The following is a 16,399-nucleotide window of genomic DNA, read 5'->3' on the forward strand; positions in this document are numbered from 1 at the left end:
GGCCGCGCTCCGGCGGCGGGCGCGAACCTCAATCCCCCCAGCATTGCCCAGCGGTTGCGGGAGCACAACTTCATGTCCGTGCCCATGGGCACCCGCCGCCTGCGCCACCACACGAGGGTCAATAAATCGTACTTATTGTTCTAGTTGATCCTATATATCTGCTATAACTAAGAGCGGACGCGCCCTCCGGCAGCACCGGGGCCGGCCGTCACTGAGTGCGACGTCGAGGTCGACCGGGGTTCCCGTGGTTGTCGGCGTCGTGAGCAACAACCCCCACGCCTGCTGCGGCAGGCACAGAGAAGGAATCCGCATGAGCCAGCTCTTTGACCTCACCGGACGCCTGGCACTGGTGACCGGCTCCTCCCGCGGCATCGGCCGCGAACTGGCCGCGGCGCTCGCCGAGGCCGGTGCAACGGTGATCCTGCACGGACGCGACCCCCAGCGGCTGGCGCAGACCGTCGCGCAGTTCACCGACCGCTTCGGCGCCGAACGCATTCACCACACCTGCTTCGACGTCACCGACGCCACCGCGGTGGCCGAAGCCATCACCCGCATCGAAACCGAGATCGGCCCGCTGCGCATCCTGATCAACAACGCCGGCATCCAGCACCGGGTACCGCTGCTGGAACTGGCGGTCGAGGACTGGCAACGGGTCATTGACACGAACCTGACCAGCGCGTTCCTGGTTGGCAGGGAGGCCGCGCGCGGCATGGTGAAGCGCGGTGCGGGCAAGATCATCAACATCTGCTCGGTGCAGACCGACCTGGCCCGGCCCACCATCTCCGCGTACACCGCCGCCAAGGGCGGGCTGCGCAACCTCACCCGTGCGATGACCGCCGAATGGGCCGGCCACGGAATCCAGGTCAACGGCATCGCCCCGGGCTACATCCACACCGAAATGACCCAAAACCTCGTCGACGACGAGCAGTTCAACTCCTGGATCCTGGGCCGCACCCCGGCCAACCGCTGGGGCACCGTCGCGGATCTGGCCGGACCGGCCATCTGGCTGGCCTCCGACGGTTCCAACTACGTCAACGGGCAGACCATCTTCATCGACGGAGGCATGAGCGTTGTCGTCTAACCCCACTGCCACGCAAACCACCGCGGTCATCGCCCATGCGGCCGGGGACCTGCGTGTCGCCGAGATCCAGCTGCCGGCTCCCCGGCCCGACGAGGCCCGCGTGGCCATCGCCTACGGCGGGATCTGCGGATCCGACCTGCACTACTGGCAGCACGGGGCTGCGGGCGAATCGATCCTGAAGGCCCCGATGGTGCTCGGGCACGAGATCGTGGGCACCGTGCTGGAAGCCGCCGCCGACGGCAGCGGCCCGGCCGCCGGAACGCGCGTCGCCGTGCACCCGGCCACCCCGGGCGAGACCGGCGAACCGTACCCGAGCCACCGACCCAACCTGTCCCCGGGGTGCACTTACCTGGGCTCGGCGGCACGCTTCCCGCACACCGAGGGCGCCTTCGCCACCCGGGTGAACCTCCCGGCCCGGATGCTGCGGGCCCTGCCCGAGGGGTTGACGCTGCGCGCCGCCGCGCTGGCCGAACCGGCCGCCGTGGCCTGGCATGCGGTATCCCGGGCCGGTGAGGTGGCTGGCCGCCGGGTGCTGGTCGTCGGCGCCGGACCCATCGGTGCGCTGAGCGTCGCGGTGCTCAAGCGGGCCGGGGCCCGGGAGATCATTGCGGTGGACATGCACGACAAGCCGCTGCAGACCGCCACCGAACTGGGCGCGCACCGCACGCTGCGTGCCGATCAGGCCGAAGAGATCGCCCAGGTCCATGCGGACGTGGTCATCGAGGCCACCGGCAACCACCGCGGGCTGGCCTCGGCCGTGCGCGGTGCCGTGCGCGGCGGGCGGGTCGTCATGGTGGGGCTGCTGCCCTCCGGGGAACAGCCGGCCCTGATCTCACTGGCGATCACCCGTGAGCTGGAGCTGGTCGGCTCCTTCCGCTTCAACGACGAGATCGACCAGGTGCTCACCGCCCTGGCCGACGGCTCGCTGAACATCGACGCCGCCGTCACCCACGAATACCCGCTGGCCGACGCGCTGCAGGCGTTCGAGACCGCGCGCAACTCAGCCGCATCGGGCAAGGTGCTGCTGCGCTTCGAGGCCTAAGCGGCCCGCGCCGGATCCGAGTGATACGGCGCCTGACCATCCCGGCCGTGCACGCGTCCAGCCCCCAATGCCACGCGTGCACGGCCGACCCTCAGCCTGCGCACGCCTGGCCCGCCGCGGATGATAGCTTGAGCCCATGCCCACACCGTCCCCCGCCCGAGCCCGACCCGCCCACCGATACCCCGGGGGCGAAACGCGCGTCCGGCCGGTGGCCCGGCAACCGGAACGGCGCCCGGGGGTGGGCCGTTGCTGAACTTCACGGTGGCGTTGGCCCCGATCGTGCTGGTCATTGCCCTGCTGGTGCTTCGCGTCTCGCCGACCCGGGCGGCGCTGGCGGCCCTGGCCACCGCCGTCATCGGCACCTGGCTCGCCTTTCCGCTCTCCTCCCCGGCCGCGGCCGAGGTCGGCACGGCCATGGGGCCAACCACCCTGACGGTGATCTTCATTCTGCTCGGTGGGGTGGGACTGACCGAGGTTTCCGCCCGCAGCGGCGGGCAGGCGGTAATTTCCCGATGGCTGCGGGCCACCGAAACCTCCGGGGACCGGCTGACCACCCTGCTGCTCATCGCCCTGGGAGTCACCCCCTTCATGGAATCGGTGACCGGCTTTGGGTTGGGCGTGGTGATCACCGCCCCGCTGCTGGTCGGCTTCGGGCTGAGCCCGGCGCGCGCGGTGGTTACCGGAATGCTGGGATTGGTGTTGGTGCCCTGGGGATCGCTGGGGCCCGGTACCCTGGTGGCCGCCGAACTGGGTCAGGTTGACTTCACCGGCCTGGGCGTGTGGAGCGCGGTGCTCAGCCTGCCGGTGCTGGTCATCAACGCAGCCCTGATCATCGGGCTCAACCAGCGCCGCATCGGCTGGGGGCAGGCGGGCTTCGTCGTGTTGCTGCTGCTGGGTGAATGGCTGGTGCTGATCGCGGCGAACTACTTCTTTGGCCCACCGCTGGCCGGGGTGCTGGCCAGCGGCTGGGTCATCGCGGTGACGCTGTGGCGGCTGCGCCGTGGTGGGCCGCTGCCCTCGATCTGGCGGCTGGGCCGGGCGCTGCTGCCCTACGCCATCCTGGTGGGCGGGCTGGTGCTCTCAAACCTGGCGGTGGCCCTGGCCGGTGGGAGCGGGAAGATCGCGACCAACCCGGCGCTCTGGCTGAACCTCACGGTCCTGATCACCGTGCTGCTGCTGCGCTGGCCGCGCAGGATGCTGCACGAGGTGTGGCCGGTCATCTGGGGGCGCTGGCAGAGCGTCGCCCTGGTGACCTTGCTGTACATGCTGCTCGGATCGCTGATGTCCGCCAACGGCATGGCCGAACAGCTGGCCAGCACCGCCGCGTCCCTGGGCGGTGGCTTCACCCTGCTGGTGCCGCTGATCGGCGCGCTGGGCGGCTATTTGACCGGCTCCAACACCGGGGCGGCGGCCATGTTTTCCACCGCCACGGTCACCGCGGCGAACCAGCTGGGCAGCAGCCCGCTGATCCTGCTGGCCGGGCAAAACGTGGCTGGCTCGGTGGCGATCATCGCCTCCCCGCCGCGGGTGGCCTTCGCCGTGTCGGTCACCTATCCGCCCGGGCAGACGCTGCCCGCCTCCGGGCAGCGCCAGCTTCTGGGCGCGGTGGGGCTGCTGGTTGTGGTGCTGGCCGCGCTCCTGCCGTGGGTGGCCGCCCTGGCCCCCGGCGTCGGAGGATAGCGACTAGGGCCGCCGGGCATGCCAGGCGGCCCGAGCCGCTAGAATTCCCAATCAGCGTCGTGGGTGTCCTCGGCGCGTCCAATGACGTAGGAGGAGCCCGAACCGGAGAAGAAGTCATGGTTCTCCTCCGATCCCGGTGACAGCGCCGCCAGGATGGTGGGGTTCACCGCGGTTTCCGCGGCGCTGAACGGTGCCGGGTACCCCAGGTTCATCATCGCCTTGTTGGCGTTGTAGCGCACGAAGACCGCCACGTCATCCATGAGCCCCAGCGGCTCGTAGAGCTGGGCGGAATAGCGCAGCTCCAGCTCGTAGAGGTCGTGAAGCAGCTGTTGTGTGAACTGGTGCATCTCGCGTTGGCGCCCCGCGTCCTGCTCGGCGAGGCTGCGCTGGTACTTGTACCCGGAATAGTAGCCGTGAATCGCCTTGTCCCGCAGGATCAGCCGGATCATGTCCGCGGTGTTGGTCAGCGTGGCATGCACGGAGTAGTGCAGCGGCAGGTAGAACCCCGCGTAGAGCAGCAGCGAGGAAAGCAGCGTGGAGGCCACCTTTCGCTTGAGCGCGTCCTGCCCGTAATAGTGCGCCATCACGGACTTGCAGCGCTGCTGCAGCAGGTCGTTGTCCACCGCCCACCGGTAGGCCGCATCGATTCGCGGGGTGTCCGAGAGCGTGGAGAAGACGCTGGAGTAGGAGCGGGCATGCACCGACTGCATGAACGCAATGTTCGTGTACACCGCCTGCTCGTGTTCGGTGCGCCCGTCCTGGATCTGGCAGATCTCCCCGACGGTGGCCTGCAGGGTGTCGAGCATCGTCAAACCAGTGAACACCCGCATGGTCTGGGTGCGCTGCAGCTCGCTGAGGGATTTCCAGGCCGGCAGGTCGTTGGACAACGGCACCTTTTCCGGCAGCCAGAAGTTGGCGGTCAACCGCAGCCAGACCTCCAGGTCCTTCTCGTCCTGCACGCGGTTCCAGTTGATGGGCCGGAGCCGGGCCGCAGGATTCCTGCGGTATTCCGGCGGGGTGACCGATACGGTGCTCAGCTCCGGTTCGAGCAGTCGTTCTTGCATGGGTGGTTGGCCTTTCTCGGTGGGGCGGTGGACCGGCGTGATGGGTTCCGGTCCGTGGTCGACAACGTTGCTGACGTCCGCGGTTCAGTCCTCGGGGTCGGTGGGCTGGGTGCTCCAGAACAGGGCGAGTCCCTCGCGGACCCGCGCCACATCGTGGGGCGTGCCCAGCAGCTCAAAGCGGTAGAGCTCCGGAATGCCGCACTTTTCGGCCACGACGGTGCCCGCCAGGCAGTAGTCCTGGCCAAAGTTCGTGTTGCCGGCGGTGATGACACCGCGCAGCAGTGACCTGTTGCGGGGGACATTCAGGAACTGGGCCACCTGTCGGGGCAGCGCCCGGGACCGCGAGCCACCCCCGTAGGTGGGCACGATGAGTACGAAGGGCCGGTTGACGTGCAACATGCCCTCCAGCCGCGGCCGCAGGGGGATACGGGCCGCCGGCATTCCCAGTCTTTCGACGAAACGCCGCGTGTTCCCCGAGACGCTGGAAAAGTAGATGAGGTTGGGGGAGTCTTCCGGAGCCAGATCGGGCGGGGAAACGCGGCTGTCGGGGGTCGCTCTGAGCGTCATTGAAACCTCCGTGGTTGCAGAACATCGGGACCCAGGACGGGGCGGTGCGCATCTCACCGCGACGCACCTCAAACATTCTTGCTTAAAGTTTTGATTAAGCCAACTTAAAAGTTTGACCCGTCAAACTCATGCTCGAAGGCCGGGTGTGGAAGGGGGAGGGCATCAAAGTGCGACGGGAGGATTCGGTGGTCTTGGGCCGTTCGGGAAGGACGAAACCAGGCGCGGACGGGTTGCCCGGCAAGAGGCCACACGCAGTGGTGCGTATGGCACGGATGAACGCGGCGCCCCACGGGAAGGGGAAGCGGCTGACATGGGGTGCAGCCCAGACGTGGGCCTAGGACCCAAAGACGGAGATGGACGACCAGGCCCGCGGGGTCCGCCCAGTTGATGGGGCGTCCCACTTGCGATGGCGCGGTGGCTGGGAAGCGGGGGCGCACCATTGGAAAACCGGGCCAAGGTGCCCTGCCGCGGTGCGCAAGGCGCGGGCGGCCCGGGTAATGCGGTGTTTGGCCTAGGTTGCCCGCGGGGGCCGGTTGCGCAGCGCGCCGTCCTTCCGGTGGGAGCCGAAGGAGGAAAGGTCAAAGCTGGCCGGTGGACCCCACACCACGAGCATCCGCAGGTCGCCCTGCCCGATGTTCTTCAGGTCGTGCGGCACCCCCGAAGGGGCCAAGACGCTGTCGCCGGGATTGAGCAGATGCAGCTGATCGCCCACGCGCATTTTGGCGCTGCCCTCGATGACCTGATAGAACTCCTCCAGGGGCAGGTCTTGGTCGTGTGCGTGGAACCCCTCATGGCCGCCGGGCGGGATAATCCAGGTCTGGATGGCCACTGCCATGCCGGTGTTGCCGCCAAAATGGTGCTGCAGGCGCATACTGCTGCCGCCGTGCAGCTGGTAGTCGAATTCGTTCTCACCCCGGGCTTCGAACATGGTTCCTCCACATCGTTGTCGGTGCGTCTCAGGTTCCGGGCAGGTGTCCCAGACGCACGCTGACTTCGGCTGCTGCCCGCATGGTTTGGCGTGTTAGGTCCTGCAGAACCTCGGTGCTCACCCGATAGTAGGGAGCGGCGATCATGACACATGCCACCAGTTGGCCGCGGTGGTCGAAAACCGGTGCCGCGACGCCCACCTCATCCTGTGAGGTTTCCCCGTAGTTGATGGCGAATCCCGCTTCGCGGGCCGACTGCAGGCGTTTGAGGTATTCCTCGGTGTCGGTTTGCGCGGGAAGGCTGATGGCTCCGGAGTCGATCAGCTTCAGGGCCTGGTCCCGGGTTTCGTGGGCCAGGAACATCTGCACGGTGGCGCTGAGTCCGGTGGCGTAGCGGCTGCCCATCACGGAAGTGTGCTTCACGTTGCGCTTGGAGGGGATCTGCTCCACGGACACCGATTCGCCGCCGTCCCAGATGTTGAGCACCGCGGTTTCCCCGCTGCGCTCACACAGCTCGTTGAGCACCGGGTAGGCCACCCGCCGCACGTTCAGGTTCGCCAGCAACGGCCCGGTGATGGCGATCAGGCCCAGCCCCAGGCGGAACTTGCGGGTTTCCTGGTCGCGTTCCACGATCCGTTCCTGCTCCAGGGTGGCCAGGATCCGCGAGACGCTGGACTTGTGCAGTCCCACCTCCGCGGCAATGTCGGTAACCCCGACCTCCGGCCGCTCGGTGGTAAAGCAGCGCAGCACATCCACCACGTTCACGATCACCGAGGCGCCGCGCGAATCGCTTCCCGGGGTGCGTGCGCTGCTGCGCGACTCCTTGTTTACCGCGGTCATCACTTCTCCTGGCTAGCTGAGGGTTCCTGACTCAATATCCTAGGCGGTGCAGTGGCAGGTTCCCCGGTGATGATCCTCAGGTCAGTGGCTTGCGGCTGGTCTCCACGGAGCAGGCAACGGCGATCAGGGAAACCACGGCCGCGGCCATCAGGTACCAGCCCGGGGCCAGCAGGTTGCCGGAGGCGGCGATCAGCAGGGTCGCCATGAACGGTGCGGTGCCGCCAAACAATGCGTTGGACAGGTTGAAGGAAACCGCGAAACCGGAGTAGCGCACCCGGGTTGGGAACATTTCGGCCAGGTAGCTGGGCAGGGTGCCGTCGTTCAGGGTCAGCATGGCTCCGAGCAGGATTTGCACGAGGATGATCAGCAGGAAGTTGCCGGTGTCCAGCAGCATGAACGCCGGCACGGTGAACAGGACGAACAGCACCGAGGCGCTCATCAGGACCCGCTTGCGCCCGAACTTGTCCGAAAGCATGCCGGTGATGAAGATGAATCCGATGTAGGTCACCAGCGCCACCGTCGTGGCCAGGTAGGAACGAGTGGCGTCCAGGTGCAGCTCTTCGGAGAGGTAGGTGGGCATGTAGGAGAGGATGACGTAGAAGCCGACCGCGTTCAGCAGCACCGCACCGGCGGCCAGCAGCAGGCGACGCCAGTGCTCGCGGAACAGCGAGCTGACCGGAGAGGTCGGGGCGTCGTTTTCTTCCTCGGCCATTGCCCGGAAGGCGGGGGAGTCCTCCAGCTTGGTGCGGATGTAGCGTCCAATCAGGCCCATCGGTGCGGCCAGGAGGAAGGGCAGCCGCCAGCCCCAGGACTCCATCTGATCCGCCTGGAGCAGGCCCGTGAGCAGGGCCGCCATCAGCGATCCGAGCAACAGGCCCGTGGCGGTGCTGGCCGGAACCACCGCGGCATACAGTCCGCGCCGGTTCGCCGGGGCGTACTCGACCAGGAAGGCCGCCGCGCCGGCATACTCACCGGAGGCGGAGAACCCCTGGACCAGGCGCAAGGCCAGCAGCAAGAGCGGGGCGCCGACGCCGATGCTGGCGTAGCCCGGCAGCAGGGCGATGCAGAAGGTGGCCCCGGACATCAGCAGGATTGACCAGCTCAGTGCCTCCTTGCGACCAATCCGGTCGCCGAGGTGTCCCCACACGAATCCGCCCAGCGGACGGACCAGGAAGGAGATGGCGAAAACACCAAAGGTCATCAGCAGGGCCAGTTGCCTGTCGTCGCTGGGGAAAAAGACCGCCGCGATGGTCACGGCCAGGTAGCCGTAGGCGGCGTAATCAAACCACTCCACGAAGTTGCCGATGAAGCTTGCGGCGACTACTTTGCGCCGGGTGGCCCCGTCAATGGTTCCGTTTCCCGCGGCATCGGCCACGGAAGCTGAAGAGGAGGTCGGGTTGCGGACGGCCGAGGCCGTCGGGTTTGGTGTTTTGAGTTGGTCGTTCTGGGTCACTGTCCACCGCCATCGGTAGGTTTATCAGTTGCGCCTATCGCAACACTGTTGCTTAACGCTATGTGTGCCGTGCCTCACAGTCAAGAAGTTTCCCGCGGTTTTCCATTCGGTGGACACCGCGGCAAAGCGTGAAGTGCGCCGCGCCTGGGTTCGCTCCCGGGGGAATGCGGCCGGGCGTTCTTGGCCGCTGAAACGGCGAACTGCGCACCGCCGGCTGGCGGTGCGCAGTTCGGATGCGAGTTGAAATGGGCGTGCTTAGGTCAGTGGCTTGCGGCTGGTCTCCGCGGAGCAGGCGACGGCGATGAGGGAAACCACGGCCGCGGCCATCAGGTACCAGCCCGGGGCCAGCAGGTTGCCGGAGGCGGCGATCAGCAGGGTTGCCATAAAGGGTGCGGTGCCGCCGAACAATGCGTTGGACAGGTTGAAGGAAACCGCGAATCCGGAGTAGCGCACCCGGGTGGGGAACATTTCGGCCAGGTAGCTGGGCAGGGTGCCGTCGTTCAGGGTGAGCATGGCGCCGAGCAGGATCTGCACGAGGATGATCAGCAGGAAGTTGCCGGTGTCCAGTAGCATGAACGCCGGCACGGTGAACAGGACAAACAGGATCGAGGCGCTCATCAGGACCCGCTTGCGCCCGAACTTGTCCGAAAGCATGCCGGTGATGAAGATGAAACCGATGTAGGTCACCAGTGCCACCGTGGTGGCGACGTAGGACGCCGTCTCATCGAGTCCCAGCTCCTGGGACAGGTAGGTGGGCATGTAGGAGAGGATGACGTAGAAGCCGACCGCGTTCAAAAGCACCGCACCGGCGGCCAGCACCAGGCGGCGCCAGTGGTCGCGGAACAGGGACTTGACCGGCGCCTTGATGACCTCGTCCTCCTGGGCCAGCTCCTTGAAGGCCGGCGAGTCCTCCAGCTTTGTGCGGATGTAGCGTCCGATCAGGCCCATCGGGGCCGCCAGCACGAAGGGAATGCGCCAGCCCCAGGACTGCATCTGTTCTGCATCCAGCAGGCCGGTCAGCAGGGCGGCCAGCAGGGAGCCGAGCAGCAGGCCGGTGGCGGTGCTGGCCGGAACCACCGCGGCATACAGTCCGCGCCGGTTCGCCGGGGCGTACTCGACCAGGAACGCCGAGGCGCCGGCATACTCGCCCGAGGCGGAAAAGCCCTGCACCAGGCGCAGGAGCAGCAGGATCAGCGGGGCCGCGATGCCGATGCTGGCGTAGCCCGGCAGCAGGGCGATGCAGAAGGTCGCCCCGGACATCAGCAGGATTGACCAGCTCAGCGCTTCGCGGCGGCCAATGCGGTCGCCGATGTGACCCCAGACGAAACCGCCCAGTGGACGGACCAGGAAGGAAATCGCGAACAGGGCGAAGGTCATCAGCAGCGCGGTCTGCGGTGCGGATTCGGGGAAGAAGACCACCGAGATGGTCACCGCCAGGTAGCCGTAGGCCGCGTAGTCGAACCACTCGACGAAGTTGCCGATGAAGCTCGCGGCAACGACCTTGCGCCGGGTGGCACTGCCCACGCCACCGGGGTCCGGGCGCTGTTGTCCGCTGAGTGTCGGGCCCAGGTCGGCCTTCGCCCCGGGCACGCTGGATTGCGAATTTTGATGATTCATTGTGGAAACCGCCAAGAGAACTGGAGTGAAAGTTGCAGTGAACGCAACACGGTTGCATTAATAATAGATGTGGTGCACATCACTGTCAACGGATTCTCGGGCGCGCTTCAAGGACGTTTCTCCATGGCCGCTTTCCCACTTCGCTGGCGCGGGAGTCGGCTGGTTGCGCTGAGAAAAATACTGGCGTTAAGCACGGGCAGCGGCCCGGGTTCCCGTGGGGACCCAGGCCGCTGCCCGTGTGGTGGGTGGTGCCGACTAGGCGTCGATGATGTTGTTCTCCGGGCCGAAGCCGAACTTCGTGATGTTTTCCGCGCCATCCTCGCCCACGACCAGGATGTCGTGCTCGCGGTAGCCGCCGGCGCCCGGCTCGCCGTCCATCACGGTGATCATCGGCTCCATCGACACCACCATGCCCGGCTCCAGAACGGTGTCGATGTCCTCGCGCAGCTCCAGGCCGGCTTCGCGGCCGTAGTAGTGCGAAAGCACGCCGAAGGAGTGGCCGTAGCCGAAGGTGCGGTTGGGCAGCAGGCCGTGGGAAATGTAGATCTCGTTCAGCTCGGCGGCGATGTCCTTGCAGACCGCGCCGGGCTTGATCAGCTCCAGGCCGCGCTTGTGGACCTCGACGTTCACGTTCCACAGCTGCAGGCTGCGCTCGTCGGGCTGGCCCAGGAACAAGGTGCGCTCCAGTGCGGTGTAGTAGCCCGAGGTCATCGGGAAGCAGTTCAGCGACAGGATGTCCCCGCGCTGCAGCTTGCGGGTGGTGGCCCAGTTGTGGGCGCCGTCGGTGTTGATGCCGGACTGGAACCACACCCAGGTGTCGCGCACTTCGCGGTGCGGGAAGGTCCTGGCGATCTCGTGCACCATCGCCTCGGTGCCGATCAATGCCACCTCGTACTCGGTGATCCCCTCGCGGATCGCGGCCTTGATGGCCTCACCGCCCAGGTCGCCGATGCGGGCGCCGTGCTTGATGACCTCGATTTCCTCGGCGGACTTGATCATGCGCTGACGCATGGCATCCTGCGAGACATCCAGCAGTTGGGCGCCGGGGAACGCATCCTGGATGCGCTGGCGGGTCAGGCCCGGCAGGAAGTCATCTTCCACGCCGATGCGGGTGGCCTTTACCCCGTCACGCTTGAGCGCCTCCTGCAGTCCGTAGAAGAAGTTGTCACGCTTCCAGTCGGTGTACACGATGTTCTCGCCATAGCTGGTGCGCCACGGCATGCCGGCATCGATGTTCGCGGTCACCGTGGTGGAGTTGTTCGCGGTGACCACCAGCGCGTAGTTGCGTCCGAACGTGGTGTACAGGAAGTCCGAGTAGTACTTGATGCCGTGGTAGCTGGTGAGGATCACTGCATCCAGCGACTTGGCCGCCATGATCTGGCGCAGGCCCGCCAGGCGGCGCTCGAACTCCGCGTCGGAGAAGGTCAGCTGCTGCTTCGAGCCGTTGTGCAGGGTCTTCAGGCGCTCCAGCTCGGAGACATTGGTGGGGCTGTTTGAGGTCGTGGTCATGGTCGACTCCTATGTCTATGAAGGTACTGCAGGAAAACTGGGGCAGCGTTGCCGGGAAGAAGCGCACGAGAGAAGTTGCAATATCTGCAACGCTGTTGCATTCAGGCTATTTGTGGTCCGAGTCACTGTCAAGCAGTGTTCTCGTAGATTTTGTAGATCTCATTCATCGCCGGTCTGACAAGGGAGTTCCGAAGTAATGTGACGCCGGTTCCGCACCCCGCGGCGATGCCCGGCGGGTGCGGTTCGGCTGCATCGAGGCTCGGGCCTTCGCCCGGGTGCCGGGGAAGTGCCCAACGGACGAGGACCTTAGTCCGGGTCGCCGGGCGCCGAGTCGGGGCCATGTGGGTCCCGCCGGAGGGGCTGCTTCGGGGTTCGCGAGCGCAGCAGCGCACCCGAACCGCTGGGGTCAGCGGTGAAGATCAGCGACGGGTCGGGATTGTTGATGTCCTTTTCCAGCTGCTTGATCGCCTTGTCGCGCTTGAGCAGACGTCGAATCAGGTTGACGATCATCAAGAGGATTACGAAGGAGAACGGGAATGCCCCAATGATCGTGCCGGTCTGCACCGTATCGACGACCGCCGTGCCGCCCAGGGTCAGCAGCACCGTGGCCACGGTGGCGATGGACAGCACCAACACCACCCGGAAAATGGGCCCGGACTTGTTGGGCGCCGAAACAAACTCACTGAGCGCATAGATCCCCGAATCCAGGGAGGTGACGTAATAGGTGGCCACTAGGATCGTGGACACCACCAGCAGGATCGTGCCGATCAGCGGCACATGGTCCAGCATCGCGAACAGTCCCGCGGAGGTGTCGGCGGCTACGGCGGCACTGATGCCGCGCTCCGCGCGGTCGTCATAGTAGATGGCGGCCGAACCGATCACGCCCACCCAGATCATCACGATCAGCGTGGGGATCACCGTCACCCCCAGGACAAATTCGCGGATGGTGCGGCCCCGGGAGATGCGGGCGATGAACCCGGCGACGAATGGCGAGAAGGCAATGACCCAGCACCAGATGAACACCGTCCACCAGCCGTTCCAGCTGTCCTGCCAGGTGCTGAGGGGATTGGCGGTGCTTCCCGCATCGGTCCACAGGCTCATGTGAATGAAGTTCGACATGAAGCTGCCGAAGGTCTGGGACAGGTTGGACACGATGTAGAGCGTGGGTCCAAAGATGAATACCGCGCCCACCAGGACAATGCTGAGGATCGAGTTCAGGCTCGAAATGCGCGCCATCCCCTTGTTGATGCCCACGATCGCGGAAATCGCCGTGATCCCGGCGAACACCGCGATGACCATTAGCCACATCATCGGGCTGGAGGTGATTCCGGTGAAGGAGGTGATCCCGGAACTGAACTGCAGGGCCGCGAACCCGAAGGAGGTGGCCAGCCCCAGCACCGTGGCAATGATGGCCAGCAGCTCAACTACTACGCCGGCGCCGCGCTGCGACCACTTGGGCAGGATGTCGACGGTGGCCTCCCTGAAGGTCAACGTCTTGCCCAGGTTGTGGTGCGAATAGGCCAGGCAGACCGCCACCACGCAGTACATGGCCCAGGCCGTCAGACCCCAATGGAAATAGGTCCACACGATCCCACCCTCCGCGGCGCCCGTTGCGCCGGCGGGAATCACCGGGTTCTCATCGCGCAGCATGATCGGTTCGGCAACCGACCAGAAGATCAGCCCGATGCCCTGGCCGCAGGCGAACAGCATGGAGTACCAGGCAAACTTGCTGTGCTGGGGTTTCGCCTTGGGCCCGCCCAGACGGATGCGTCCCACCCTGCTGAAGGAAAGCCAGATGCAGACAATGACCGCGAATGCCGAATACAGGATGAACAGCCAAGTGAACTTCCCGGTCACGAAGGTTCGCAGGTCGGAGATCACTGTTGAGGCGCCGGTGGGGTTCAGCAACACCCACAGGATGACCGCGCCGATGAGCAGCGGGGGAATGGTGCGGATCAGCAGGCGATCCAGCGGTGGAATGATGCGCCCGACGAATCGCGGCACCTCAACTTCCCTGTGCGCCGACGAGCTGCCCATCTCCTGGGGGCCCTCGGTTTCCAGGCGTCGTTGCTTCCGGTCGGCTTCGTTGATGGACATGCTATTTCACTCCGATGGGAAAGGTCGGTTGCAGCTCGGTGTGCAGGGAGGTGGTAATGGCCCCGCTGATGGCCTCCAGCAGGAGCCGCCCGCGCTCGGCCGTCGCGCCCTTGGCGCTGGACAGGCATCCGCTGGCGGGGGTGCGTCCCGGGTCTTCGGGAAAAATGTCGTAGGGCGTCAGGACGGCGGGTGGGTGATCGACTACCCGATCCATGTCAACCAGTTCCGGATGCAGCAACAGCATGAGCGATGTTTCCAGCACACCGCCGTGCTCGATGTCCCATCCCAGGAAACCGTCAGGGAAAACCTGGGCCAGGGTGTGCTCGTCCACGAAATCCCAGTAGGACATCAGCACCCCGCGGGAACCCGAGCCCTGGCGGCCCGCCCGGGCGACCGCGTTGTCCAGACCCTCATAGAGGAACTGGTAGTTCTCAAAGTGCCCGTTCAGCACGATGACGTTACACGCCCCTTGGTCGATGAAGGACGAGACCACATCGTCGATCATGCCGGTCAGCGCGGCGGCTCCCAGGCTGGTGGTCCCAAGCCGGTGGTTCCCGCCCCCGGAACGGGGCTGCGACTTGTAGCCGTAGGAGAACTCCGGCGCCACCAGCGCGCCCACCTGCCGGGCCACTTCGGCGGCGATGGCCCGGGAAAGCATCGCATCCACGCCCAGCGGCAGGTGTGGCCCGTGCTGCTCGGTGGCGCCGGTGGGAATGATGACGGTCGACCCCTCGCGGGATAGGAACTGGGCGTAGCTTTCTGAGTCCAGGTTCTCTAGGAATACAGCGGACATCTATGGCTCCTAACTGCTTCGCGGACACAAGATTGGGCGGGATCCAAGGGACGGGAAGAGGACGGGCCAGGGCTTGCGTCGATGTGTTGCCCTCAAGCCTAGGGAGAGTAATGTGAGCCGCGATACACTCACACTGTTGCCGTTTCGAGACTTCGGGGTGACAGACCGACACTTGCGGCCGAGGCCAGGCACTGTGGATCTTCCTGCCGCGGAACGAGGAAACATGTTTGTCGCTCTAACGGAAATCCTGCGGGACCGGTTGTTCCAGAACGCCCAGCCCCTGGCCCTGGCCGGCGCCGAGCAGGTCGCCACCACCAGGGTGCGCTGGGTGCATCCCAGCGAAGTGGTGCAAGTCGGCGGCCTGCTGCACGGTGATGAACTGTTGCTGACCACCGGCGCGGCCCTGCTGGGGTTGCGGATCGAAGCCCAGCACGCGTACTTGCAGTCACTGGTGCAGCGCGGGGTGGCCGCCCTGGTCATCGAGCCACCTGCAGATGGGCCGACCATCTCCGCGAAGTTCATTCAGCGGGCCGAGGAGCTGGGGTTGCCGTTGTTCCGGCTGCGGGCCACCGTGCCCTTTGTTGAGTTGGCCGAGAAGATCAACCGGCAGATCGTCTCGGAACACGCCGCAACCCTGCAACAGGCCGACGAAGTCTCCCAACGCCTCGCAAGGCATATTGCCTCGGCGGGGCCGAACCTAACACCCCTGCTGGAGATGATCGCCTCCGCGCTACGGGTCCGGGCGACGATGGAGGATCTTTCCGGACAGGTCATCGCGGAATCCGGGCCTGAGGGCCAGGAAGATGAGCAAGGGGCCGGCGCTGTTGCCACGGACTTGTTCGTCGGGGCCGACGTGGCGGCGCGACTGGTGCTCTACAGCAAAATCGGAACCGCGCCGGAGCAACTGGAATTGGTGGCCCAGCGGCTGGGAAGCATTGTCAGCCTGGCCTTTGCCCAGCACTACCGTCCTGGACGCCTGCAGATAGCCGACACCTCGCTGTTGCGGGCCATTGTCAGCGGGGCCGGCACACATTTCATTGTCGAGCGGGCCCGACAAGCGCAGGTGCCGGAAAACCATCCGAGCTGTCTCATGGTCTTTCAGAGCTTTGACATGTCCCGCGTGCGCTCGGTGCTGGAAAACACCCTGCATTCGCGGTTCCCCTCCATTCGCACCTATCTGGAGGCCCATCGTCTCTATGCCATGGTCCAGTTGGACCCGCACGATCCGCGCAGAGCGCGGACCCAGCTGGTGCAGCTGCTGCGCGAGGCGTTGAGCGGCATGTCCGTCGAATGCTGTGTCGGTCCGCTGGCTTCGAAAATTGCCCATGCCCGCTGGTCGCTGGCCGAAGCGCTGACGGTCGAGTCCCTGGCAAGCCCCTTTCCGAACGAGGGGCAGGTCCGCGACGCTTCGGATTATGCGTTGGAACGAGTGCTTAAGCGTTTTACCGATTCGCAGGCGCTCAACGAGTTTATTGACGAGCAGCTGGGGCTGCTGATCGCGGCGGACAAGGCCAGGGGCAGCAGTCTGCTCAAGACGCTGGAAGTGTGGCTGGGGTCGGGCTGCAATTCCACGTTGGCGGCCAATCGGCTGTACCTGGAGCGGCAAACCATGCATAAGCGACTGACCAAGATCTTCTCGCTGATCGGTGGGGACCCACGGGGGACCGGTAGGATCTTGACCGTTCATCTGGCCTGCCAGCTTGCTCTGCGCTTCTAGCCGGGCGGCTGCG

The 16,399-nt window shown here is 65.7% G+C and carries 13 protein-coding genes; 4 read left to right on the plus strand and 9 right to left on the minus strand.

Going from position 1 to position 16,399, the window contains the following annotated elements:
• Positions 1–310 precede the first annotated feature (310 nt).
• The 3 genes from FDN03_RS08680 to FDN03_RS08690 all read left to right on the plus strand — a co-directional run bounded on the left by FDN03_RS08680 (position 311) and on the right by FDN03_RS08690 (position 3,803).
• Complete coding sequence (locus tag FDN03_RS08680; RefSeq protein WP_138176001.1) at positions 311–1,081, plus strand: SDR family oxidoreductase; 771 nt, start codon at positions 311–313, stop codon at positions 1,079–1,081.
• Positions 1,071–2,123: an L-idonate 5-dehydrogenase gene (locus FDN03_RS08685; RefSeq protein ID WP_138176003.1), complete on the plus strand. Its 1,053-nt coding sequence runs from the start codon at positions 1,071–1,073 to the stop codon at positions 2,121–2,123. Before FDN03_RS08680 ends, FDN03_RS08685 begins: the two co-directional genes overlap by 11 nt.
• A 246-nt stretch (positions 2,124–2,369) precedes the next feature.
• Positions 2,370–3,803: an L-lactate permease gene (locus FDN03_RS08690; protein WP_138176005.1), complete on the plus strand. Its 1,434-nt coding sequence runs from the start codon at positions 2,370–2,372 to the stop codon at positions 3,801–3,803.
• Between the two features lie 38 nt (positions 3,804–3,841).
• Here the strand turns inward: FDN03_RS08690 and nrdF are convergent, their stop codons facing one another.
• The 9 genes from nrdF to FDN03_RS08735 all read right to left on the minus strand — a co-directional run bounded on the left by nrdF (position 3,842) and on the right by FDN03_RS08735 (position 14,669).
• Positions 3,842–4,867: a class 1b ribonucleoside-diphosphate reductase subunit beta gene (gene nrdF / locus FDN03_RS08695; protein ID WP_138176007.1), complete on the minus strand. Its 1,026-nt coding sequence runs from the start codon at positions 4,865–4,867 to the stop codon at positions 3,842–3,844.
• 84 nt (positions 4,868–4,951) lie between these two features.
• Positions 4,952–5,434, minus strand: coding sequence for a class Ib ribonucleoside-diphosphate reductase assembly flavoprotein NrdI (gene nrdI, locus FDN03_RS08700; RefSeq protein WP_138176009.1), 483 nt, complete (start codon positions 5,432–5,434; stop codon positions 4,952–4,954).
• 511 nt (positions 5,435–5,945) lie between these two features.
• Positions 5,946–6,362: a cupin domain-containing protein gene (locus FDN03_RS08705; RefSeq protein WP_138176011.1), complete on the minus strand. Its 417-nt coding sequence runs from the start codon at positions 6,360–6,362 to the stop codon at positions 5,946–5,948.
• Between the two features lie 28 nt (positions 6,363–6,390).
• A complete protein-coding gene (locus FDN03_RS08710) occupies positions 6,391–7,200 on the minus strand; it encodes an IclR family transcriptional regulator (RefSeq protein ID WP_138176013.1) in 810 nt (269 codons plus the stop codon).
• A gap of 76 nt (positions 7,201–7,276) precedes the next feature.
• Positions 7,277–8,575, minus strand: a complete 1,299-nt coding sequence (locus FDN03_RS08715; protein WP_138176163.1) for an MFS transporter — start codon at positions 8,573–8,575, stop codon at positions 7,277–7,279.
• Positions 8,576–8,908: 333 nt separating this feature from the next.
• On the minus strand, positions 8,909–10,270 hold the full coding sequence (locus tag FDN03_RS08720; RefSeq protein WP_138176015.1) for an MFS transporter: 1,362 nt from the start codon (positions 10,268–10,270) through the stop codon (positions 8,909–8,911).
• A gap of 255 nt (positions 10,271–10,525) precedes the next feature.
• Positions 10,526–11,779: a M24 family metallopeptidase gene (locus tag FDN03_RS08725; RefSeq protein ID WP_138176017.1), complete on the minus strand. Its 1,254-nt coding sequence runs from the start codon at positions 11,777–11,779 to the stop codon at positions 10,526–10,528.
• Between the two features lie 306 nt (positions 11,780–12,085).
• Positions 12,086–13,816 (minus strand): BCCT family transporter, encoded by a 1,731-nt coding sequence (locus FDN03_RS08730; RefSeq protein ID WP_138176165.1) that lies wholly within the window; start codon positions 13,814–13,816, stop codon positions 12,086–12,088.
• 61 nt (positions 13,817–13,877) lie between these two features.
• Positions 13,878–14,669: a creatininase gene (locus tag FDN03_RS08735; RefSeq protein WP_138176019.1), complete on the minus strand. Its 792-nt coding sequence runs from the start codon at positions 14,667–14,669 to the stop codon at positions 13,878–13,880.
• A 112-nt stretch (positions 14,670–14,781) separates the two neighbouring features.
• On the opposite strand from FDN03_RS08735, the gene FDN03_RS08740 reads away from it, so the two are divergent.
• Positions 14,782–16,386: a PucR family transcriptional regulator gene (locus tag FDN03_RS08740; protein WP_138176021.1), complete on the plus strand. Its 1,605-nt coding sequence runs from the start codon at positions 14,782–14,784 to the stop codon at positions 16,384–16,386.
• Positions 16,387–16,399 lie beyond the last annotated feature (13 nt).

Source organism: Glutamicibacter sp. V16R2B1, from assembly GCF_005774635.1.
Taxonomy (GTDB): domain Bacteria; phylum Actinomycetota; class Actinomycetes; order Actinomycetales; family Micrococcaceae; genus Glutamicibacter; species Glutamicibacter creatinolyticus.

Excerpts from the sequence above, each read along its gene's own strand:
- FDN03_RS08680 (WP_138176001.1), top strand. The coding sequence starts at position 311 with ATGAGCCAGCTCTTTGACCTCACCGGACGCCTGGCACTGGTGACCGGC.
- nrdF (WP_138176007.1), bottom strand. The coding sequence starts at position 4,867 with ATGCAAGAACGACTGCTCGAACCGGAGCTGAGCACCGTATCGGTCACC.
- nrdI (WP_138176009.1), bottom strand. The coding sequence starts at position 5,434 with ATGACGCTCAGAGCGACCCCCGACAGCCGCGTTTCCCCGCCCGATCTG.
- FDN03_RS08705 (WP_138176011.1), bottom strand. The coding sequence starts at position 6,362 with ATGTTCGAAGCCCGGGGTGAGAACGAATTCGACTACCAGCTGCACGGC.
- FDN03_RS08710 (WP_138176013.1), bottom strand. The coding sequence starts at position 7,200 with ATGACCGCGGTAAACAAGGAGTCGCGCAGCAGCGCACGCACCCCGGGA.
- FDN03_RS08720 (WP_138176015.1), bottom strand. The coding sequence starts at position 10,270 with ATGAATCATCAAAATTCGCAATCCAGCGTGCCCGGGGCGAAGGCCGAC.
- FDN03_RS08725 (WP_138176017.1), bottom strand. The coding sequence starts at position 11,779 with ATGACCACGACCTCAAACAGCCCCACCAATGTCTCCGAGCTGGAGCGC.
- FDN03_RS08730 (WP_138176165.1), bottom strand. The coding sequence starts at position 13,816 with ATGGGCAGCTCGTCGGCGCACAGGGAAGTTGAGGTGCCGCGATTCGTC.
- FDN03_RS08735 (WP_138176019.1), bottom strand. The coding sequence starts at position 14,669 with ATGTCCGCTGTATTCCTAGAGAACCTGGACTCAGAAAGCTACGCCCAG.